Here is a 20,198-nt window from a genome sequence, read left to right as displayed (position 1 = left end):
GTGGTCACCGGGGGGAGCGGAGCGCGGTGACCGCGTGAAGCAGTGTCATGTGCGGCTGCAGGGTGTCGTCAGCCAGGTCACGCCCCAGGTCGGTCGCGAGCCGGTCGGTCAGCTCCACCACGGCGAGTGAGTCCAGGCCGAGGTCTTCCAGGGTTGCTTCGTCGGTCAGTGCGTCGGGGAGGACTTCGAAGTCGGTCAGGGCGCGTTCAAGTGCGATGCGCAAGGGATCACTCGTGGTCATGCGGACCTCCGTGGGGATGCTGGTGACCTGGGCGGGGGCAGGACTTTGCTGTTGATGAGGTGGGTGAAGACTCGTGAGAAGTAGGAGTGGTCTGTGGCCGGGGAACGAATGCCCAGGCGGGAGGTCAGTGCGGTGGTTGCGCCGACGCGGAAGTCGGGTGGCTGGGTATCCGTTCGCAGTCCGAGCAGGTAGCGGGAGATGGGCAGGGCGCGCATGGCAAGGGCCGCGCGGTTCGAGCCGAGCGATCTGAGGCGGTCGTTCCACTCTGCGGAGGTCGTGGGGGTGACGCTGTACCCGAATGCTCTTGCCTGGCGGGCGAATTCGATGACGGGCAGGGGTGTCGGACGGGTGACGGGATATGAATCCGGTCCGGCACCGGCCAGGGACAAGGCTGCGATGCTTTGTGCCGCGTGGTCCGCGGTGATGACCGGGAGGTGGCTGTCGGTGTGGGGGAAGGCTCCTGTGGCCACCACGGCAGCTAGCAGGCAGGCAGTGAAGTCGTCGTGCGGACAGGCTCCGTCGCGTGAGTCTGCGAGTACCAGCGAGGGGCGGTAGATGCGAGCGTGCAATCCGGTGGAGGCGGACGCGGCCCGGACCAGTTGCTCGGCCTCGTACTTCGAACGTGGGTATCCGATCTCGCTGCATGTACCGGATGAAGGCGGCGTGCTTTCGCTCACCACGGTCAGTCCCACGGCCCGGGAGGAGAGGAATACTCCCAGTGATGAGACGAAGTGCAGCGCGTCGGCTCCTGCCGCGCGGCAGAACTTGAGGATCTCCCGTGTACCGGCGACGTTGGCGGGGGCGAGATCCTGATAGGCGGCCGCCATGTTCACCGAAGCGCCGCAGTGGTAGACCACTCGGGTCCGATGAGCAAGGGACTGGTAGGACGGGACGTCCAGGGCCAGGTACGGCTGGGAGAAATCGCCTGCTACCACGTGGAGGCGTCCGGAGTCCGCGATGTCCTGGTCCTGGCGGCGCAGTCGCTCACGGAGCCGGATATCTGCGGGACCAGCGGATTCCGCGCGTACCAGACAGGTGATGTCCTCGTCTGTGCGGCGCAGCAGTTCCGCGCACAGACGCGATCCCAGGAATCCGGTGGCGCCGGTCAGTAACAGCACACAGCCTCCCTTGAGAAGAGAAACAGGGCAGCACGTCGGCGTTTAGGCGCGCTTTGGTGTCTTCTGTCCAGATAAGGGGCCGCAGTGCCCGAAGGCCCGTTCGGCGTCAAGAGCAGGCCCCGTCTTGCGAATATCGGATGGACAGGGATCAAGGTGGCCGCTGTGGAACTGCTTCGGCTGTACAGATGCCGACGGTGCAGACATGCGGACGCGGGCAGGCAAAAGATCAGTGTACGTACCAAGTGCATCACATCACGGGAGGCACGGGCAGGGCGTGCGGTAGCAGAACGTCTTTCAAGTTGTGCGCCCGGTTAAAGAACGAAATATCGCCCTGCTCTTCGCAGGCGGTCCTGGGTGCGCCAGCCGACCGCAGCCCGGACACCTGCGCTGTCGCGCCCCGCTGGTTCACCCCTTCCGGGGGTACCGCGCGGATGGCCGCAGGTCTTGGGGGAGAACTGTCTTGGGGAGGGCTGCTGCGGTGCTTGCCCACCGTAGCGAGGGGCCACGCAGGTGGTGGCGCCGGACGCCGCGCCCGACGACTTCTCCCGTCCGCTGCAGCTCCTGGCCCGGGTGCTGGAGTTCACCGATCCGGTCACGGGAGAGCCGCACCGCTTCGAGAGCGGGCTGCGGCTCTCCGCGTGGCCGCGGGGGTGAGCACGGCCGTCAGTGGCCGCGGCTGATCCACTCGTCCAGGTGCGGGGCCTCCGCGCCGATGGTCGTCGAGTCGCCGTGACCGGTGCGGACGGTGGTGGCGGGGTCCAGGGTGAGCAGCCGGTCCCTGATCGAGCCGACGATCGTCGGGAAGTGCGAGAAGGAACGTCCGGTGGCGCCGGGGCCGCCCTGGAAGAGCGTGTCACCGGTGAAGACGGTCGACAGCTCGGGGGCGTACAGGCAGACGGCTCCCGGGGCGTGGCCTGGGGTGTGCAGGACGGTGAGCGTCACGCCCGCGACCTGGATCTCCTGGCCGTCGGCCAGTTCGCCGTCGGGGGCGCGGTCGGGGTGGGTCTGCTTCCACAGCGGCAGGTCGTCGGGGTGGAGCAGGACCGGTGCGCCGGTCGCGGCGGCGAGCGCCGGAGCGGCGTCGATGTGGTCGTTGTGGGCGTGGGTGCAGATGATGGCGCGGAGCGTGCGGCCGCCGAGCGCGGTCTCGATGGCGGCGGCGTCGTGGGCGGCGTCGATGACGACCGCCTCGGTGTCGTCGCCGACGATCCAGACGTTGTTGTCGACGTCCCACTCGCCGCCGTCGAGGGCGAAGGTGCCGGAGGTGACGAGGTGGTCGATGCGGGCGGCCATCACAGGACCACCACCGAGCGCAGGACGTCGCCGTCGTGCATCCGGGCGAAGGCCTGCTCGACGTCGCCGAGTCCGATGGTCTCGGTGACGAAAGCGCCGAGGTCGATGCGGCCCTGCTGGTGCAGGTCGATCAGCATCGGGAAGTCGCGCGAGGGCAGACAGTCGCCGTACCAGGACGACTTGAGCGAGCCGCCGCGGCCGAAGACGTCCAGCAGCGGGAGTTCGAGCTGCATCTCGGGGGTGGGGACGCCGACGAGGACGACGGTGCCGGCGAGGTCGCGGGCGTAGAAGGCCTGCTTGTACGTCTCCGGGTGGCCGACCGCCTCGATGACGACGTCGGCGCCGTTGCCGCCGGTGAGCGAGCGGATGGCCTCGACGGGGTCGGTGGAGCGGGAGTTGACGGTGTGGGTGGCGCCCATCGTCTTCGCCGTCTGAAGCTTTCGGTCGTCGATGTCGACGGCGATGATCTTCGCCGCGCCGGCCAGCCGGGCGCCGGCGATCGCGGCGTCGCCGACGCCGCCGCAGCCGATGACCGCGACACAGTCACCGCGGCCGACCTGGCCGGTGTTGATGGCGGCGCCGATGCCCGCCATGACGCCGCAGCCGAGGAGTCCGGCGACGGCCGGGGAGACCTCGGGGTCGACCTTGGTGCACTGTCCGGCGGCGACGAGGGTCTTCTCGGCGAAGGCGCCGATGCCGAGGGCCGGGGAGAGCTCGGTGCCGTCCAGCAGGGTCATCTTCTGCTTCGCGTTGTGGGTGTCGAAGCAGTACCAGGGGCGGCCGCGCAGACAGGCGCGGCACTGGCCGCACACCGCACGCCAGTTGAGGACGACGAAGTCGCCCGGCGCCACGTCGGTGACGCCGTCGCCGACGGACTCCACGACGCCCGCGGCCTCGTGGCCGAGGAGGAAGGGGAAGTCGTCGTTGATTCCGCCCTGCTTGTAGTGCAGGTCGGTGTGGCAGACGCCGCAGGCCTGGATCCTGACCACGGCCTCACCGGGGCCGGGGTCCGGAATCACGATGGTCTCGACGCGTACCGGCTCGTTCTTGCCCGGTGCGATGACCCCTTGCACGTGCTGCGCCATTCCGCATTCTCGCTCTCGATGGTGGGTAGCTGCCGGCGTCGGTGAAGTGGCCGGCGACGCTTTCGCCTCCACCTTGCCCACCGGATTGATGACCCGCAGCCAACCAATGTGGCATTTTGCCTACCCGTTCAGGCAGGCACATGGGTGTCTCGGAGGGCTAATGTCGAGTTATGCCCAAATCGCTTTCTCCTCTCTCCAGCGCCAGTCTGGCCTCCTGTATGACCTCCGTGGCGACAGCGGGGCTCCGGGACGTGGCCGATCGCCTGCACATGGCGTTGCTGCCCATATGGCCGCACGACGCATTGGTGATCTTCACGGATGAATGCACTGGCAGACCTCGCAAGAAGGCGGGCAACCTGGCGATCATCGAAGGCGTGACGATCTCGGAACTGGACGCACTGCGCGAGAGGGCGTCTCACGGCTTGTGGACGGGGCGTGCGGAGATCGGCGGCCGGACACAGCCGATTGCCGTGCTCGGAGCCGACACCGGAGCGATCCTCGTCCTCTGCGCACCCGGGTCCCCGACAGTCGTCGACAGCCTGACACACTCACGAGCCCTGTGGAATGTGGCGGCCGGCTGCATCGCCCACCTCGTAGCCGAGGCGAGCCCGGACTACCTGCGCGAGTCCCGAGCCGTGACCAATGAGCGGTTGGAGGTCACCGCGGAACTGACTGACCAACACAGTACCGACCTCGAATCACTGCTCGCCACGCTGCGCAGCAGGAACCTCGACGACAGGACCGCGCGGGCGAGGGCCACTGAACTTGCCGCAGAAGCGCTCATCCGTGCGCGTACCGGTGGTGATCTCGTGCTCTCCATTGCCGAGGAGCCGGTCGTCACCGCCTTTGAGAGACTCAAGAGTGATCTGCTTCCGCTGAGCCGCTACCAGGAACTGCAGATCCAGTTCGTTGAACCCCCTTCCGACGGCCGTGCACTTCCCGGAGAAGTGGCGCATGCGGCGCGAGCCATCGTGCGTAGTGCCGTCCTGCTCATGAAGGAGCAGAAGGAGGTGACGAAGGTAAGGGTCCACTGGAACTGCGACGGAACGAATCTCCTCGTGTCTGTGCGCGACGACGGCCCTGGCCGCCTGAACCGCGAGCTTCCAGCCGTGCGACAGCTCACCGCCCGTGCCGCCTCGCTCGGCGGCCTGCTCGACCTGGAAGCAATCGACAACTGGGGGTCCCGGATAGAGGTGCGACTTCCGCTCGATGCCGCGCGGTCACTTGAACAATTGCCAAGTTCCTGGGGTCTGGGGCCCAGGGAGGCGGAGGTGCTGCGGCTGCTCGCGACCGGTCGCCGCAACCGCCAGATCGCGGCACAGCTGAGCATCAGTGAGAACACTGTCAAGTTCCACACCAGCAGGATCTATCGCAAGCTCGGCGTCACTTCCCGGGCCGCCGCGGCAACTGTGGCCACCGAAGCCGGCCTGCGGTAGCGCTCGGCGCGACCACCGGCTGGAAGCGCATTCGCCGCCGGCCCAGGGGGAAGTGGCAGAGGAATGAAGAGAGCGATGGGATGGGCGCCACGCTGATCGACTGAGCTGTTCGGCTATTGCCGGGACCCGGTCCGAAAGAATCCCGACTTGATGTGCGATCAAGGCCATGGATGGGTGCATGGGTGTCGCTATGGGGATTGTGCGGCGGAGGGAAATCAGGGCAGGGCGTCAGGATTCTTCCAGGTAGTTTCTTCCTTGATTCTCTCGCTTTAAAGGCCGTATCTATTTCTCTCGTGAGAGCTGCGACGGATGCTCCAGAGCGCGGCGAGCGCAACTGATGCCATGACGACCAGAGGAACCGTGGCGGTCTGAATCGTGGAGGTGGCCGACATGTCTCCGGAACCGCTGTCCAGCAGGTTGGGAAGCCGGCCAGTTCGAGATGGTGTGAAACGCGCAGGTCCGCGACAGGGTCGCGTCTGCCGTCGCCCACAACGAAAGTGCAAGGCCGAGCAGGAAGGCCATCGCCGTGTACGCCATCGGGGCACTGGAATTGATCATGTGCGCGCAGGCGAATGCTGCGGAACTTACGGTATCCCCGACGGCCATACCCAGCGTGCTGTGAATCTGGGCAGCAGATACCCGCGACAGACGATCTCCTCGGTGGATGCCTGCACCAGGTAGGCGGTCGGGAGTAGGAACCCGCTGCCCAGCGTGGCCGGTCCACTGCTGTCGCCACTGGCATCGGTACCCGCCTGTACAGCGCTGCCGGCAGCCGAGAGCAGCATATGACGTTTATGGTGTTTGTGTGAGTAAGAATGAAAGTGATGGGTTCCTGAGTGGTTATGTTTGAACGGAGATGATGATGCGTGGCGTTGTGATGGGCGTGATGGCTGCCGTAGTGGTGTTCGGGGTTGCGGGGGCGGTCGCCGTGCCCGAGGCCCGGCAGTGGTACGAGGGGCGCCACGAGGAGATGTCGTCCTATGCCACCGGCGCGGAGGCGAAGGCCGCACGAGATTCCGTGCCACGCTGGCTTCCGGATGACGCCTCTTCGGTCGAGTACGCCATGCGCACCACCGGTGGCCAGCGCATTCTTAAAGCAAGTCTCGCTGAAAGCCGATTGCCGACATCGTGCAAGCCTCTCGGCGGGAGGGACGCGCCGGCCCCGGAGATCAATGCCTCCTGGTTTCCTTCGGACTTGGCCACCCGTGCCCAGGTGCGTTGTGGTTCGTATTACGCGGTACTGGACCATCGCACCCTGTATGCCTGGCAGACGAACGCTGACTGGGTCGAGGGTAACCGTAGCTCCTAGTCGTGACGCGTCAACTGCAGTTTGTGCGGTATCCAATTCCTTTCGTGCCGTGTGCTCCGCGGGCGACTCGTGACCAGAGGATCTCCATGCTCGCATTCATGCCGTCAGCAGGCTTTCTTCTTTGGTTCTGCTGGGGTGTGCGGCAGGACCGGAGACAGTTCCGCAACGCGGTCCTGCTCGGCCTGACGCTGCTGAGTCTTTCGTTCGCCTTGCTGACCCAGGTTGACCGGCTGCCGAGCAGTCAGGCGGTCCTGGTGTACTCCCTGGTCTTCTTTGTTCCGGCGCTGGCGATCGTGGTGCTCGGGGGCTTTCTTGTTGTCAACGGACTCACCATGATCCGCAAAGAAGGGCGCAGGCCGGCGAATCTGCTCTCGGGTCTCGCCGGAGTCGGGATCCTGGCCGTCCTCGTACTGGTGACCACCGCCGACTACGTCTCCGGATCAGATGCCTACCAGTCCTTCATTCTGGCCGTCGTCCTGATCACCGGCTACGTTGCCTTTCTCTTCCTGTGCTTTCTCGGCTATGCCTTTCTTTACGGGCGGATCAAGGTCCATGGCGACGTGGACTTCGTGGTCGTGCTGGGGTCGGGGCTGGTTGGCGGCAACCGTGTCCCTCCGCTGCTCGCTTCGCGCCTGCGAGCCGGTATGCGGGTGCGGCGGGAGCAGGTGTCACGTGGCGCCAGGTCTCCTGTACTCCTGGTTTCCGGGGGGCAGGGCCCGGACGAGGATCTTCCGGAGGCCGAGGCGATGGGTCAGTGGCTGGTGGATGAGGGAGTCGATCCGGACCTCATCCTCCGAGAGGCCGATTCGCGTACGACATCCGAGAACCTGCGGTTCAGCCGTCGTCTGATGCGGGCGGCGGATGAAGACTATGTATGTGTCCTGGTCACCAACAACTTTCACGCGTTCCGCGCGGCCATGACGGCCAGGCATGAACAGGTGCGCGGCCAGGTCATCGGCTCGCCGACCGCCGCGTACTTCTGGCCGAGCGCGACACTGAGAGAGTTCGTCGCGGTCTTCTGGGAGCACCGGATCGTCAACGCTGTGATGTGCGTACTGCTTGTCGCGTTCGCAGTCCTGGTGGGGGTAGGACACTAGTAGAGCTCGGCCATGTGCGCTCTGTGATGGTGTGTCTTCTTGATCGGTCGTGTCGTTGGCTGAGTGTGCTGAGTGAGGAGTCGGCTGCGGCCCGGTGTGATCTGGAGGACTTCGCGGCGGAGATGTTCGAGCCGTTCGCGCGGGTGGATCAGCGCCGGTGGGGCGGGGACTGCTGCTGGATGGCGGGCGGAAGTCGGTGGAGCCGGTGGCTGCCCGCCTTGGCGAGGACGGGAACCGGCAGGCGCCGGCACACTTCGTCACCTCCAGCCCGTGGGATGCGGCGCATGCGCGGGCCCGGCTGGCCTGGCATATATGCAGCCGTCACCGACGGCGGCTACGGGGATACCGTCGCCTTCCGGCTCGGCCTGGAGGAACGCGGACTCGACTGCGCGGTGGGCATCTCGACCACAGCCACCGCGCAGCCCGAGGGCGCACAGCCTTGCACCCCGGCCTGCTCCGGCAGGGGCCGGCGGCCGGTTCCAACGGCGTGGGCAGCTCGGTGGACACCTCTGCCCGGCGGCCCCGCGGCCGGCTCGCACCAGCCGCCCTGACCCAGTTCCGCAAGGTCTCGGGGTCGATCCCCAAATCGGCAGCGATCCGCCGGATCGTCGTCTCGGGCCGCGACTGGTACAGCGCGACCGCGTCCGCCTCGAACCGCGGCGGATAGTTCTTCATGACCACGAAATGCCCGTCCTCAGATTCTCAGGATGCAGTGTCTCGTGTGTCCAAGATCCAGGGTCAAGGCCCTTGGTCTCGGCGCCGGCAGACAGAGGCTTTGGCCTCCCCGTATCGGCCGCACCACCCCGGCGAGCCTCGGCGAGTCCGGGACTGCCTTCCGCGAAATCGCCGCAGTCACCCGAAGAGGTGCTCCGTGCTGTGCTGGTAGGGATCGGAGCGGGAGGGAAACGGGACCGGGGAGGCCGACTCTGCGGGAGTAGTTCTCTGCAAGAGGAGTCTTTCAATGAGGGAACCCCCGGACCGCCTCGATGTGGCTGAGGGGCTGCGCCACATCCTTCAGGAGCTGTCCGCCATCGAACGGTCGGTCGAGCATGACCCGCCGGTGCGGCCCGCGCCTTGCATGGACGTGGACGAGCCCTGGGACGGGCCTGAGTACCGTGTCGATACCGTGAGTGACAACAGCATGCACACAGTGGTGGGCATCAGCGTTCGGAGAGACATCGGCGCGGTCCCATCCGGTTCCGGTGCGCCCGACGAGGATGAGGTCGCAACCTTGCGCGCCACAGTCCGCGCCTTCCTGGACCTCGCGGACGTCGGGTCCGGGCGTGTCAGCACCACCGTGGTCCTCACCGAGCGGGGTCCGCGCGTGGTCAGCTGCTGTCTCGACGGCGGCGCGACAGTGTTCGCCCGTGAGAGGAGGCCCGCATCGGGCTGACAGCGGTTATGGAGAGGTGCCTTCACCCAGACTGAGCAGGCATTTCCTGGAGCGTTCCGGTGCCGTCCCGAAGGGCGGTATCGCGTCGGGAACGGTCCGGGAACGGGTCCCCGGAAAGTACGTGGTGTCGGGAAACAGAAACTGCGGAAACCGTGCAAAGGGGACAGGTTATGGGAAGCAAGTCGGCCGGACTCGTCGGGATCGTCGCCGCCCTCGCTTTCGGCCTGGGAGCCGCTGCTGAGGTGGGCCACGCGCAGACCCAGCCGGCCGGCGTCCACGTGGTCGCTGACGACCAGGGCCCGACGGTTATCGGCAAGGACAGTGCTGTGCAGGCAGGCGCGACCGACGACCAGGGCCCGACCGTCATCGGCAAGAGCGGCGTTACCGCCCTCGCCGTCTGAGTGCCTTCTCCTGTGCGTGTGGGTGCCCGCCCCAACCCTCATCAGGGATGGGGGCGGGGCACTCACATCTTCGGGGCTGCGGTCAGCTGCGTCGCCGGTCGGCGGGGACGTCCATCTGGTCGAAGAGTTCCTCAGCAGAGCGTTCGTTGCGGGCCGCGTCCTCGGTGAGACCGAGGGCGGCCTGGGACCGGGCCATGCCGGAGAAGGCATAGGCGACCTCGATACGGAAGTCCAGGGAATGCGCCGCCTTGTGGGCCCGCTCGTGAAGGCTGAGGGCGGCCGCGTACTCCTTGCGTTTGAACAAGTAGCGGCCGACCGTGTTCTCGACCTTCGCTCTGCGGAGCAGAGAAACGTTTGGTCCTATGGTTTCAATGGCGAGGTCTGCGTATTGCATGGCCTGCTCGGGCCGATTCAGCCGGTGGGTCACCTCCGCCAAGAGAGCGAACGTGAGCGCCACCTGGCCCGGGTCACTGTCTTCGGCGCACAGTTCGCGCGCCTGGTTGAGGCAGATGTTCGCAGCCTCGTCGTCACCGAGGCACGCATGAGCGAAAGCCAGGTCGGTGAGGGCTACCAACTTGTTTTTATGCCGACCGAGTTCGTCGCAGAGACTGATCGCGCGACGGGCCGCCGACGCAGCCTCCTCATGCCGACCCCACTGTTCGTAGAGCGTGCTGAGGAGAGTCAGGCTCTCGGCCTCAGCCCGGCTGGCGCCCAGCTCGCGCTGGAGCCCGATCGCCTTTTCCAGATGGGCCAGTGCCTGCGGAAACCGGCCGAGCAGACTGTTGAGCTGGCCAAGGGTGCTTTCGCTGTGGGCCAGCGTCTGCACGTCTCCGAGGCGTTCGGCGACATCCCGGCCCTCCGTGGCGACCTCAATGCCCTCGGCGAAGCGGCCCAGTTTCCAACAGGCGACACCCAGGTTCGACAGGCTGACGCCGACCAGGGGAAGTTCGCCGAGACGGCGCGCGGCGGCCACCGCCACAAGGCCCATCGAGCGGAACTCCTCCAGCTGGCCACGCGCACTGAGCTGGAAGGCGAGGTTGCGGACGAGGAACACCGTGTGGCGGTCGTGTCCGGCGCGGTCCGCCAGGCCGACCGCGCCGAGCAGTGCTCCCTGCTCCCGCGCGAACCACTGCCCGGCCTGCCCGCTGTCCGCGAACCATGGCAGGCGGGACGCCCATGCCTCGGTGTCCTCCACCTCCGCCACCCCGGTGGGGAGGTGGCGTCGGCCCGGGAACATTACCTGGCAGGCCGACTCCGTCACCGCCAGGTAGTAGTCGAGCAGCCTGCGGGTCGCGTCTTCGTCGGCGGAGTCCGTCGCCGGAGTCCGCAGGCTCTGCGCGAAGCTGCGGACCAGGTCGTGAAGGGTGTAGAGACCGATCTCCGGCTGCTGGAGCAGATGCACGTCCAGGAGAAGTTCGAGGATGCCTTCGGCGTCCATCGGGTCCGTGTCGAGGAGAGCGGCGGCCGCATGCACGTCAAGGTCACCGCCGGGATGCAGGGCCACACTGCGAAACGCCGTACGGCAGTCCTGCGGTAGGGCTTGGTACGACAGCCGCAGGGTGGCCGCGACGCTGCGCTGGCCTGAACTCAGCTCGTCCAGTCTGCGTGTCTCGTCGCGCAGCCGGTCTGCCAGGTACCGCAGTGTCCAGCGGGGCCGGTTGCGCAGCCGGGCGGTGGCGATACGCAGGGCCAGTGGCAGGTGCCCGCAGAGCCTGGCCAGCTCGGCTGCCGACTCGGGCTCCGCCGCATACCGGTGTTCGCCCAGAGTCTCGGCGATCAGCGCCGCACATTCCGCCGGCGACATCACATCGATCGAAATCCACTGTGCCGAGTCGAGGTCCATCAGCCGCGCACGGCTGGTGACCAGCACCAGGCAGCCGGGCGATGTCGGCAGCAACGGCCGGACACTGTCCGCGTCCGCCGCGTTGTCGAGGAGCAGCAGCAGCCTCTTCCCCGCGACGGCCGACCGCCACAGGGCTGTGCGCCCTGCGGCGTCCTCGGGGATGCGGGCGCCCGGCACGCCCAGCGCGCGCAGCAGGCTGTCGAGCGCGCCGCTCGCGGTCACCGGTTGCTCCCCCGGGGTGTATCCGCGCAGGTCGATGTAGAGCTGGCCGTCGGGGAAGTCGCCCGCCAGAGTGTGCGCCGCGTGCACTGCCAGGGAAGTCTTCCCGCTTCCGCCCATGCCGTCCAGGGCCACAATGCGCGAATGACGCGCGTAGTCCAGGCTCGCGGAGTCCAGTAGTTCCTGCAGTTCGGCGACACGTCCGGTGAAGTCCGCCAGGTCGTAGGGCAGGGTGCACGGAGCCTCCGGCGAGGCCCGGTCCGGGCGGGGGAACGGGGCCGGGCCGGTGGCGGGAGCGGGTACGGCCAGCTCCGGACTGTCGCGCAGGATCCCCTCGTACACCTTGGCCAGGCGCGGCCCCGGGTCGACTCCCAGCTCCTCTACCAGGAGTTCGCGAACCCGGCTGTATTCCTCCAGCGCCTCGGCCTGGCGTCCGGAGCGGTAGAGGGCCAGCATCAGCTGAGCGCGAAGCGACTCGTGCAGTGGATGGGCCTGTACCAGGTCTCGCAGATCAACGACGAGCTCGGTGGACTCGCCCAGGCCAAGACGCAGTTCGAAGAACTGTTCAGCCGCAGTGAGCCGACGTTCCTCGAAAACAGTGGCTGCCGCCTCGATCACGGAGCCTCCGGCACCCGCGAGGATCGGTCCACGCCACAGTCCGAGCGCCCGGCGCAGCGCCTCGACCGCGTCGATCGCGCGGCCCTCGGCCGGTGCGTCGCGGGCGGCCAGCACCAGGGCGCTGAACTCCGTCAAGTCGAGCTGCTCGGATCCCAGCACCACCCGATAGCCAGGGCCGTCCGTAACGATGACGTCGCTGCCTGCGGGGATGCGCCGTCGAAGATCGGCGACCGCCTTGCGTACCTGGTGGGAAGCGGTCGCCGGCGGGTCCTCTGTCCAAGCCGACTCCACGAGACGGCCGATCGGCAGCACTCGTCCGGGCTCCAGAAGCAGAGTGCCGAGCACCCGTTCCTGGATCAGTCCCCCCAGCCGCAGCCGTGAACCGCCCGACCATCCCTCCAAGGGACCCAGCACGTTGAAACGCAGCGATCCGATCTCGGCAGCGGTCATCGCCTCCTCCCCCAGGCCACTCGTCCACCCTGACGGCGACGGTGATTTTGGATCTTAGCTCGTCCCGTGGCGCTCGGGAACGAGCCGGTAGGGGAACGGTATGCGCCACGGCCACTGTGTGCACCACGAGGCCGACTCCTTCGCGGCCCTCGCACCGAGGCCACCACGCATCCAAGGAGATTGGTCATGACCGAGCAGGCGTCGCCGGACGGACTCGCCGAACAGCTGCGCGCCGCACGGCAGTGGTCCGGGCTCACCCAGGAGCAGCTGGCTGGTCTGTCCACCGTCAGTGTGCGTGCCATCAGAGACCTGGAACAGGGGCGGGTGCTGCACCCGCGACGCGCGACGCTCCGGCTGCTCGCCGGTGCCATGCACTTGAGCGACGCCCGCCGCGCCGCTCTGGAGCTCGCGGTGGAAGGCGCCGAGGCCGGCACAGTCATGCGCGAGACGTACGGAGCCGAACTCGCCCCGCCGCCCAGGCCGCTGCGCCGACTGATAGGACGCGCCGAGGAGCTGCGGGCGCTGACTGCCCTGCTGGCCACGGAGCACGAGCGGCTGTTCAGTGTGGTGGGTCTGGCCGGGGTCGGCAAGACCAGGTTGGCCCAGGAGGCGGCTCTGGCACTGCACAGCCGCGACCGGACGCCGGTTGTCTGGGTGGACATGAACGAGGACGCGCCTCCAGCGGCGCTCCGCAGCCCGAGGTCCACGCTGGGGGGCTGGGCGCGTTCGGTCGCCCGAGGCGGCCCCGGTCTGGAAGAGCTCTCCTCCGTAATAGGCGGCCGGGTAACCCTTCTGGTGCTCGACGGCCACGACGGCGCGTCCCGACTCGCGGCCCCGCTCCTTGAACTGCTCCACGCCTGCGACCGCCTCAAGGTGCTGATCACGACGCGGGAACCACACCGCACCCCGGGCAGCAGGCTGTTGCCGCTCGGCCCACTCCCCGTGCCCGCCCCAGCAGGGGCCGAAGCCGCCGGCGGTTCTCTGCCGGGCGACTCCCTGACCGCTGGGCAGCCGGCCGTCGAGCTGATGCTGTCGCACGTCAGTCATATGCGTCCCGACCTGCTGCCGAGCGACTCCCTGGTGCGGACGGCAGCCGAAATCAGCCGCGCCCTTGACGGGGTCCCCAGAGCCATGGAGGCTGCGGCCTCCTGGCTCCTGCTGCGCTCACCCGCAGAGCTGCTGAAGACAGCCCGGACCGTGCCGCTGGACGTCGTGGACGATGTGACCGCTTCAGGCACCGAGGCGGGTGACGGATTCGCCGCGCAGCTCAGTGCGGCCGTCGCCGCCTTGGACGACGGCCCGGCCGCCCTTCTGACCGGCTTGAGTGTGCTGGCCGACGGGTGGAGCGCAGATGAGGCGGCCGCCGAACTCTCTGCCTCTCCGGCAGCCGTCGTACGAGACGTGCACGCTCTGATGCTGCGTGGGCTGGTGCGGCGGTTGCCCGGTGGTGAGGACGGAACTCCGCGGTTCGGTGTGCTCCACCTCGTGCGGCGGCCCGCCGCCGAGCGCACGGCCCTCCTCGTACGGTCCCCGACGCTGGTCTCCTGAAAGCTCCCGCCCTCGTGCCCCCGCGCGCCTCCTCCTCTGCTCTTTTGCTCTTTGCTCTCCTCCCGCTCATTCCCGCTCTTCGCAGAAAGGCATTCTCGCCATGCGCAACCTGATCTCGCTCGCCGACCTCACGCCTGAGCAGCTCGCCCGCATCGTCGCCCGCGCCGTCGAGTTCGGCACCGGTGAGGTTGCCGACCGGCCACTGACGGGACGCCAGGTCGGCATCTACTTCCGCAAGTCCTCCACTCGGACCCGCACATCGTTCTGGAGTGGCGCCACCCGGCTCGGTGCCGATGTCATCACCTTCGGTCCCGACGAGCTCCAGCTGACGACGGGGGAGACCGTGGAGGACACCAGCCGCGTCCTCGGGCAGTACCTCGACGCTCTCGTCGTCCGTACCAACGGCGATGTGGCGGAGATGCGCCGCCTCGGCAGCAGCCGGGACCTCGCGGTCGTCAACGCTCTCAGCCTCGACGAGCACCCCACCCAGGCCATCGCGGACCTGGCCACGCTCGCCGAGCGGTTCGGCGAGCTCGCCGGGCGCCACATCCTCGTTGTCGGCGAGGGCAACAGCTCCGGGGCCGCCCTCGCGCTGGCAGGTGCGCTCACCCCCGGACTGCGGGTGACGCTGCTGTCGCCCGAGGGGTACGAGGTGCCCCAGGACTCCATGGATCTGGTCGACAAGCTGAGTGGTGGACAGCACCTGGTGACCCGGGTGACCGACCCGGCCTCGGTCGAGGGCCCTGTCGACGCGGTCTACACGAGCCGCTGGCAGACCATGGGCGTGCCGAAGGCCGACCCGAACTGGCTTTCGTCCTTTGAGGGGTTCGGTATCGACCGGGAGTTCTTCGAGCGCTACAGCGGCCCGGACACGGTCTTCCTGCACGATCTGCCGGCCGTCCGTGGCCAGGAGGTCTCCGACGAGGTGCTTGACGGCGAACACAGCCTCGCCTGGCGTCAGGCCTTCCACAAGATGACCGCCGCGATGGCTGTCCTGGAGTGGTGCGTGGTCGGTGAGCACTGACAGCACGCGCCGGGGCGGCGTCGTTGCGGGCTCGTCCGAGCCCGCAACGACGCCGCCCCGGCGCGTGCGCCCTATGGTCAGCCGCCCATCGCAGTGATCACCGAGCGGGGGCGCAGGTCTGTCCAGTTGGCCTCCACATAGTCGGAGCACTCCTGCTTGCTGCCCTCTTCGCGGACCAGGTGCCAGCCCTCAGGGCGGCGGATCTGGGCGGGCCAGAGCGAGTGCTGGCCCTCGTCGTTGGCCAGGACGACAAAACGACCGTCGGCGTCGTCGAACGGATTGGTAGCCATGGCTTCACCTCTGCTGAGTCCGAGGAACGGGGATCCGGTGCCGCACCGGTGTCTCGACGTTACGAGACGGCGCGCGCCGGTTCGGGCAGCCTGTGCGGCAATTGGGCGGCAGCCCGTCGGCCGACGGGCGGGTCACACCAGGACGCGCGACACCTCATGGGCGCGTGTTACGGCGATTCCGGTGGCCACCGCGGCGGCCCGCACCGAGCCGAGTGCCTCGCGCAGCAGCTCCGTGCGCTGGTGCGGCTGGTCGGCCAGTTCCGGGCGGTCGGCGTCGATCAACTGGATCGCCGCTTCGAGGACGGCGAACTTCGCCTCCCCCAAAGGCTCGTGGCGATCGGTCTCGGACATGGCGTCGAGCAGGGCCGCGGCCAGTTTCGCGGTAGGGGCGATCTGGGACATGGGTCCACTCCTCAGGGTGTCTCGGACATGTGCTCCCGGATGCCGCTCCGGCCGGCGTCGCGGCGGTGGAATCCGACTGTAGGGCGGCCCGTGTAAGGCGAGCGGACCGGCGTCGGCAACTGCCGCCCGGCTGCCGCCCCGGGCGCCGGTCAGCTGCTCGCGGCGTTCCTACGATCGATGCAGAAGGGAAGTTCAGAGCGGTCCAGGACCTCCTTCTCCCACTTGGCACCCCACGATGTGGACGAAGTGATGATGCAGCATGCGGAAGTGGCGTCCCGAGATCGATCCGGGCCGCTGGACGTGATGGTCACGGGACTACCGTCCGATGCCCACACCTGGAATCTCGTGTTCATTCAACTGCTGATCGAAGACCTGGGACACCACGTCGTCAATCTGGGCCCGTGCATTCCCCGGGACGAGATCATCGAGTCCTGTGGGAAGTTCCAGCCCGACCTGCTGGTCGTGAGCAGTGTGAACGGCCACGGCTTCCAGGACGCCGAAGATCTGATCCGGACAATCCGCTCGCGCTGGGAACTGACCGGGCTGCCTGCCGTCATCGGAGGCAAGCTGGGCGTCCGCGGTGCTGAAGGCCGGGCCGGAAGCGGCCGCAGGCTCATCGAGGCCGGGTTCAACGCGGTGTTCGAGGAGGACCAGGGCCTCGGCGCCTTCGAGGAGTTCATCGCCGCCCTGGCCGCGAACAGAGGACCGGCCGCTTCGGCCGGCCCACCCGCGCAGGAGGCAGTCGTGCCCCCCTTCGCGCCGGCTGTTCAGTTGGAAGAGGCGGCACGGTGACGTCCTTCGGAAGGTTCGTGGCCGCCGCCCGGGCCCGGGGCGCCCTCGTGGTCCAGCCTCGCATGGGGTTCTCCGAGCCCGCCAGAATGCGAGCCGGGCTGAAGGCCACCAAGGCTGCCACCGATGCGGTCGCGGGTACCCTCACCATCGACAGCTACACCCGGGTCGGTGACGAACCATCCGCGGTCCGCGCCCTGGGCCGGGGGGTCCCGCTCAACGGATACCCCATCACCTCCTACAGCCCCGGCACCTCGCGCTGGGTGCTCGACGGAATCGAGGAGGCACGTTTCCCGGTCCAGGTCCGGCATGGTTCGGCGCGCCCGCAGCGGATCGTCGCCGCGCTCGCCCGGCTCGGCCTCACCGCGACCGAGGGCGGCCCCATCTCATACTGCCTGCCCTACGGCCGTACCCCACTCGTCGACTCCGTCCGCAACTGGCAGGAGACCTGCGAGCAGCTGGCAGCCCTGCGCGCCGAAGGCGCCGAACCGCACCTGGAGAGTTTCGGCGGCTGCATGCTGGGCCAGCTGTGTCCGCCAGGTCTGCTCGTGGCGATCAGTGCCCTGGAGGGTGTGTTCTTCCACCGGGCAGGACTGCGCTCCATATCGCTGAGCTATGCCCAGCAGACCAGTGCCACGCAAGACCAGCAGGCGGTACGCGCACTTCGCCGGCTGGCTGCCGACCTTCTGCCGGAGACCGACTGGCACATCGTGGTGTACACCTACATGGGGGTCTACCCCCGCTCCACCCGCGGCGCCCACACCCTCCTGGAAGACTCCGCGGCGCTGGCGGTCACGGCAGGCGCTCAGCGACTGATTGTCAAGACGGCCGCGGAAGCGCACCGCATCCCCACCGTCGCCGAGAACGTCCGCGCCCTGCGTATCGCGGCCCTCGCGGCGGCCCGCGCCGCTGAGGGGGCCGACGGGGCCGACGACCCGGCGGACAACCCCGTGTACGTGGAGGCCAGGGCCCTCGTGGACGCCGTCCTCGATCTGGACGCCGACCTCGGCACCGCGCTGCTCAAGGCCTTCGAGCGCGGATACCTCGACGTTCCCTTCTGCCTGCACCCCGACAACGCGGGCCGATCTCGCAGTCATATCGATGAAACAGGCAGGCTGACCTGGTCGGACATCGGTGCCATGCCCATCGGGCGGGTCACCGGCCTGCGCGGTGCCCGACTCACCGCGGCCGGACTCCACGACGCGCTGACCTTCGTTCAGCGCCGCTACGACGACCACTCCCACCACGACGACCGCACCCCCGCCGTTCCGCTCCTTCAGGAGGTATGACTGTGACCGTCAACATTGCCGAGGTCGTGGACGAGGCACCGTTGCCCTTCCCTTCCTCTCCCGACGCACACCTCACCGACCCGCTGACCCGGGCCACCCTGCGCGTGCAGAGCCGCATGCTCACCGCTGCCCGGGCATTCCTGACGGCCCACGGCTTCCAGGAACTGCTGCCGCCGATCATCGGCCCGGTCACCGACCCCGGCATCCGTGGGTCGAAGCAAGTGGACGTCGACTTCTACGGCCACAAGTACAAGATGATGACGAGCGCGATTCTGTACAAACAGGCGTCTCTGCTCGCCTTCGACAAGATCTTCTACATCGCGCCGAACGTCCGCCTGGAGCCGCTGGAGACGGCGGTCACCCACCGCCACCTCGCCGAGTTCCATCAGATCGATGTCGAGATCCGCGATGCCCGCCGCGAGGACGCGATGGACCTCGCCGAGCACCTCGTCACCCATGTCGTCGCCGACGTTCTGGCCGGCCTGCCGGGCGACCTCGATCTGCTCGGCCGGGACACAGACGCCCTGAGGACGGCCGTCGCCGCGTCCTTCGGCCGCGTCGGCCACCGGCAGGCCACCACAGAGCTGATCGACCTGGGCCACCCGCAGGACCCGGCCGCCGAGATCGACTGGCAGGGCGAGGAGATCGCTTCTGCCCGTGCCGAAAGTCCCTTCTTCATCACCGACTACCCCAAGGGCTCACGCGGCTTCTACGACAAGGAGGACACCGGACAGCCCGGCATCCTGCGGAATTTCGACCTCATCGCCCCCGAAGGCTACGGTGAGCTGGCCAGCGGCAGCGAGCGCGAGCACGACTACGCCAGCCTCGTCACCCGCATGCGGGAGACCGGCGAGAACCCCGCCAAGTACGGCTGGTACCTGGACCTGGCTCGCCGGGGAATACCCGCGAGTTCCGGCTTCGGCATCGGCCTGGAGCGATTCACCCGCTACGTCACCGGACGACAGGCCGTCTGGCAGGCCAGCGCTTACCCCAAGCTGCCCGGGGTGGTCTCGGCATGACCACCGCACTCGTCGCGGACGGCTTCCCCGAGAAGCAGGTCCGTCTGCGCGCCCGGCAGGGCGCCGGAGCCGTCTTCCCGGCCGAGTCCGGCTACGGCAGCGAACTGCTCGGCTCCGTGCCCGCGCCGTCGGACGGCGGGGCCCCGCATGCCCCGGACGATCTGCTGGAGCGGATGCGGATCGTGCCTCCGGTCTTCATGCCGCAACGGCTGAAGAAGCTCATCGACCTCGCCCGCGAACCGCTGTACACCGACGTCGAACTCGACACCGTCGTCGGTGGGTTCACCAGCCGGCTGCCGCTGTACGTGTCGGCCTTCGGCTCCACCCAGGTCGCCAGCCGCGACCTCGGCGAGGCCGCCGGGCGCCAGGCCGGCATGCTCGGCATACCGCTGGTCATCGGTGAGAACGTCGTCCCTGTCAACGGCTACCGCAGTGCCGGTGAGAACGGCGTCTCGCCGCTTCTCGGCCGGATCGCCGCCTACGCGGAGGCCGTCGACGAGGAGCACGGGGGAGTCGTGGTCCAGCAGTCCACCGAGGACGCCGACGCCGAAGTCTGGAACCTCGTCTACAGCGACCCGGTCAGCGAACCGCTCCTTGCGACCGGTCGCCTTGCCTTCGAACTCAAGGTTGGCCAGGGAGCCAAACCAGGCCTCGGCGGACTCACCCTCCTCAGCCGCGAGAGCGCAGGCCATATCGCCGAGCAGTTCGCCCTCGACGAGGTGTACGGCACCGGCGGCGACCGAGTCCTGAGGGTCGCCAGCCCCGGCACTTTCACCGAGGAGATCCTGCGCCAGCAGATCCGCCTCATGCGCAACAACTTCCCCCGCGCCCGGGTGTGGGTGAAACTGCATCCCGGCCGCGACGTGGCACAGGCCGCAGCCACCGCATGGAAGGCCGGAGCGGACTCCGTCACCGTCGACGGCGCGGAGGGTGGCACTGCCTGGGCGCCGACGGCCTTCCTCAGCGATGTAGGCCTGCCACTCGCCGACTGCCTCCGCCGGGTCGGGCGCACCGATTACTGCCTGCTCGCCAGCGGGCGCATGTGGGAGGGCACCCGGGCGGTCAAGGCCCTCGCCCTCGGAGCCCGCGCCGTCGGCCTCGGCCGCGCCGCCCTGCTCGCGGTCGACGAAGACCGCGAAGCCGGTCTGACCCGTCTCGTCGAGGCCCTCGCCCTCGAACTGCGCATGCTGATCAGCGCGGTCGGCAAGTACCACGTGAACGCCCTGGATCCGGAGGACCTGTTCCTGCCGGAATCCTGAAAGCCGGTGCCCGGCGTCGCCTGGCCCACCTCAGTACCACATACGCGATACCCAGTCGTGGCCGTACGGGATGTC

At 68.2% G+C, this 20,198-nt stretch carries 19 protein-coding genes and 3 pseudogenes; 14 read left to right on the top strand and 8 right to left on the bottom strand.

Annotation, left to right across the window (positions count from 1 at the left end; genetic code table 11):
- Nucleotides 1-4 precede the first annotated feature (4 nt).
- Both RLT58_RS35230 and RLT58_RS35225 read right to left on the bottom strand, forming a co-directional pair.
- Complete coding sequence (locus RLT58_RS35230; RefSeq protein ID WP_311314794.1) at nt 5-241, bottom strand: phosphopantetheine-binding protein; 237 nt, start codon at nt 239-241, stop codon at nt 5-7.
- A complete protein-coding gene (locus RLT58_RS35225; protein ID WP_311314793.1) occupies nt 238-1,359 on the bottom strand; it encodes an SDR family oxidoreductase in 1,122 nt (373 codons plus the stop codon). Before RLT58_RS35225 ends, RLT58_RS35230 begins: the two co-directional genes overlap by 4 nt.
- Nucleotides 1,360-1,869: 510 nt before the next feature.
- Between RLT58_RS35225 and RLT58_RS35220 the strand changes: the two are divergent.
- Nucleotides 1,870-2,013, top strand: a pseudogene (locus RLT58_RS35220) (pseudouridylate synthase); the annotation flags it as partial.
- A 9-nt stretch (nt 2,014-2,022) separates the two neighbouring features.
- Here the strand turns inward: RLT58_RS35220 and RLT58_RS35215 are convergent.
- Together RLT58_RS35215 and RLT58_RS35210 are read right to left on the bottom strand one after the other, a co-directional pair.
- Nucleotides 2,023-2,652, bottom strand: a complete 630-nt coding sequence (locus RLT58_RS35215) for an MBL fold metallo-hydrolase (RefSeq protein ID WP_311313307.1) — start codon at nt 2,650-2,652, stop codon at nt 2,023-2,025.
- Nucleotides 2,652-3,737: an S-(hydroxymethyl)mycothiol dehydrogenase gene (locus tag RLT58_RS35210; RefSeq protein WP_311313306.1), complete on the bottom strand. Its 1,086-nt coding sequence runs from the start codon at nt 3,735-3,737 to the stop codon at nt 2,652-2,654. Before RLT58_RS35210 ends, RLT58_RS35215 begins: the two co-directional genes overlap by 1 nt.
- A gap of 251 nt (nt 3,738-3,988) precedes the next feature.
- Here RLT58_RS35210 and RLT58_RS35205 point away from each other — a divergent pair, with 251 nt between their 5' ends.
- From RLT58_RS35205 to RLT58_RS36195, 5 genes and pseudogenes are all read left to right on the top strand, one after another.
- The gene (locus RLT58_RS35205; protein WP_311314792.1) at nt 3,989-5,173 is read left to right on the top strand and encodes a LuxR C-terminal-related transcriptional regulator; all 1,185 of its coding nucleotides are present in this window, start codon (nt 3,989-3,991) and stop codon (nt 5,171-5,173) included.
- Between the two features lie 856 nt (nt 5,174-6,029).
- Nucleotides 6,030-6,482 (top strand): hypothetical protein, encoded by a 453-nt coding sequence (locus RLT58_RS35200; RefSeq protein WP_311314791.1) that lies wholly within the window; start codon nt 6,030-6,032, stop codon nt 6,480-6,482.
- An 86-nt stretch (nt 6,483-6,568) separates the two neighbouring features.
- Nucleotides 6,569-7,579, top strand: a complete 1,011-nt coding sequence (locus tag RLT58_RS35195; RefSeq protein ID WP_311314790.1) for a YdcF family protein — start codon at nt 6,569-6,571, stop codon at nt 7,577-7,579.
- Nucleotides 7,580-7,701: 122 nt separating this feature from the next.
- Nucleotides 7,702-7,853: pseudogene (locus RLT58_RS36200) on the top strand (transposase); the annotation flags it as partial.
- Nucleotide 7,854: 1 nt separating this feature from the next.
- Complete coding sequence (locus RLT58_RS36195) at nt 7,855-8,130, top strand: transposase (protein WP_399132056.1); 276 nt, start codon at nt 7,855-7,857, stop codon at nt 8,128-8,130.
- Here the strand turns inward: RLT58_RS36195 and RLT58_RS35185 are convergent.
- A pseudogene (locus RLT58_RS35185) lies at nt 8,075-8,260 on the bottom strand (transposase); the annotation flags it as partial. The gene RLT58_RS36195 and the pseudogene RLT58_RS35185 overlap by 56 nt on opposite strands.
- Nucleotides 8,261-8,540: 280 nt before the next feature.
- Between RLT58_RS35185 and RLT58_RS35180 the strand changes: the two are divergent.
- Nucleotides 8,541-8,972 (top strand): hypothetical protein, encoded by a 432-nt coding sequence (locus RLT58_RS35180; RefSeq protein ID WP_311314789.1) that lies wholly within the window; start codon nt 8,541-8,543, stop codon nt 8,970-8,972.
- Between the two features lie 170 nt (nt 8,973-9,142).
- Complete coding sequence (locus tag RLT58_RS35175) at nt 9,143-9,373, top strand: hypothetical protein (RefSeq protein ID WP_311314788.1); 231 nt, start codon at nt 9,143-9,145, stop codon at nt 9,371-9,373.
- 82 nt (nt 9,374-9,455) lie between these two features.
- On the opposite strand, the gene RLT58_RS35170 is transcribed toward RLT58_RS35175, so the two are convergent.
- On the bottom strand, nt 9,456-12,503 hold the full coding sequence (locus RLT58_RS35170; protein ID WP_311314787.1) for an AfsR/SARP family transcriptional regulator: 3,048 nt from the start codon (nt 12,501-12,503) through the stop codon (nt 9,456-9,458).
- 186 nt (nt 12,504-12,689) lie between these two features.
- Between RLT58_RS35170 and RLT58_RS35165 the strand changes: the two genes are divergently transcribed.
- Both RLT58_RS35165 and RLT58_RS35160 read left to right on the top strand, forming a co-directional pair.
- Nucleotides 12,690-14,051, top strand: a complete 1,362-nt coding sequence (locus RLT58_RS35165; RefSeq protein ID WP_311314786.1) for a helix-turn-helix domain-containing protein — start codon at nt 12,690-12,692, stop codon at nt 14,049-14,051.
- Nucleotides 14,052-14,151: 100 nt separating this feature from the next.
- Nucleotides 14,152-15,075, top strand: coding sequence for an ornithine carbamoyltransferase (locus tag RLT58_RS35160; RefSeq protein ID WP_311314785.1), 924 nt, complete (start codon nt 14,152-14,154; stop codon nt 15,073-15,075).
- Between the two features lie 77 nt (nt 15,076-15,152).
- Here the strand turns inward: RLT58_RS35160 and RLT58_RS35155 are convergent, their stop codons facing one another.
- Together RLT58_RS35155 and RLT58_RS35150 are read right to left on the bottom strand one after the other, a co-directional pair.
- Entirely contained in the window at nt 15,153-15,365 is a 213-nt protein-coding gene (locus RLT58_RS35155) for an MbtH family protein (protein ID WP_311314784.1), read from the bottom strand.
- Between the two features lie 132 nt (nt 15,366-15,497).
- Nucleotides 15,498-15,767: a hypothetical protein gene (locus tag RLT58_RS35150; protein ID WP_311314783.1), complete on the bottom strand. Its 270-nt coding sequence runs from the start codon at nt 15,765-15,767 to the stop codon at nt 15,498-15,500.
- Nucleotides 15,768-16,004: 237 nt separating this feature from the next.
- Between RLT58_RS35150 and RLT58_RS35145 the strand changes: the two genes are divergently transcribed.
- The 4 genes from RLT58_RS35145 to RLT58_RS35130 are packed head-to-tail and all read left to right on the top strand — an operon-like array spanning nt 16,005 to nt 20,123.
- Nucleotides 16,005-16,559, top strand: a complete 555-nt coding sequence (locus RLT58_RS35145; protein WP_399132027.1) for a cobalamin B12-binding domain-containing protein — start codon at nt 16,005-16,007, stop codon at nt 16,557-16,559.
- Nucleotides 16,556-17,845 (top strand): methylaspartate mutase, encoded by a 1,290-nt coding sequence (locus RLT58_RS35140; protein ID WP_311314782.1) that lies wholly within the window; start codon nt 16,556-16,558, stop codon nt 17,843-17,845. The genes RLT58_RS35145 and RLT58_RS35140 overlap by 4 nt, the downstream gene beginning before the upstream one ends.
- The gene (locus tag RLT58_RS35135; protein WP_311314781.1) at nt 17,842-18,864 is read left to right on the top strand and encodes an asparagine synthetase A; all 1,023 of its coding nucleotides are present in this window, start codon (nt 17,842-17,844) and stop codon (nt 18,862-18,864) included. Before RLT58_RS35140 ends, RLT58_RS35135 begins: the two co-directional genes overlap by 4 nt.
- Nucleotides 18,861-20,123, top strand: a complete 1,263-nt coding sequence (locus RLT58_RS35130) for a glutamate synthase-related protein (RefSeq protein WP_311314780.1) — start codon at nt 18,861-18,863, stop codon at nt 20,121-20,123. Before RLT58_RS35135 ends, RLT58_RS35130 begins: the two co-directional genes overlap by 4 nt.
- The last annotated feature ends 75 nt before the right edge of the window (nt 20,124-20,198 follow it).

Source organism: Streptomyces sp. ITFR-16, from assembly GCF_031844705.1.
Lineage (GTDB): Bacteria > Actinomycetota > Actinomycetes > Streptomycetales > Streptomycetaceae > Streptomyces.
Note: the sequence above shows the minus strand (reverse complement) of the source record. Positions and strands in the feature narration are given on the sequence as shown.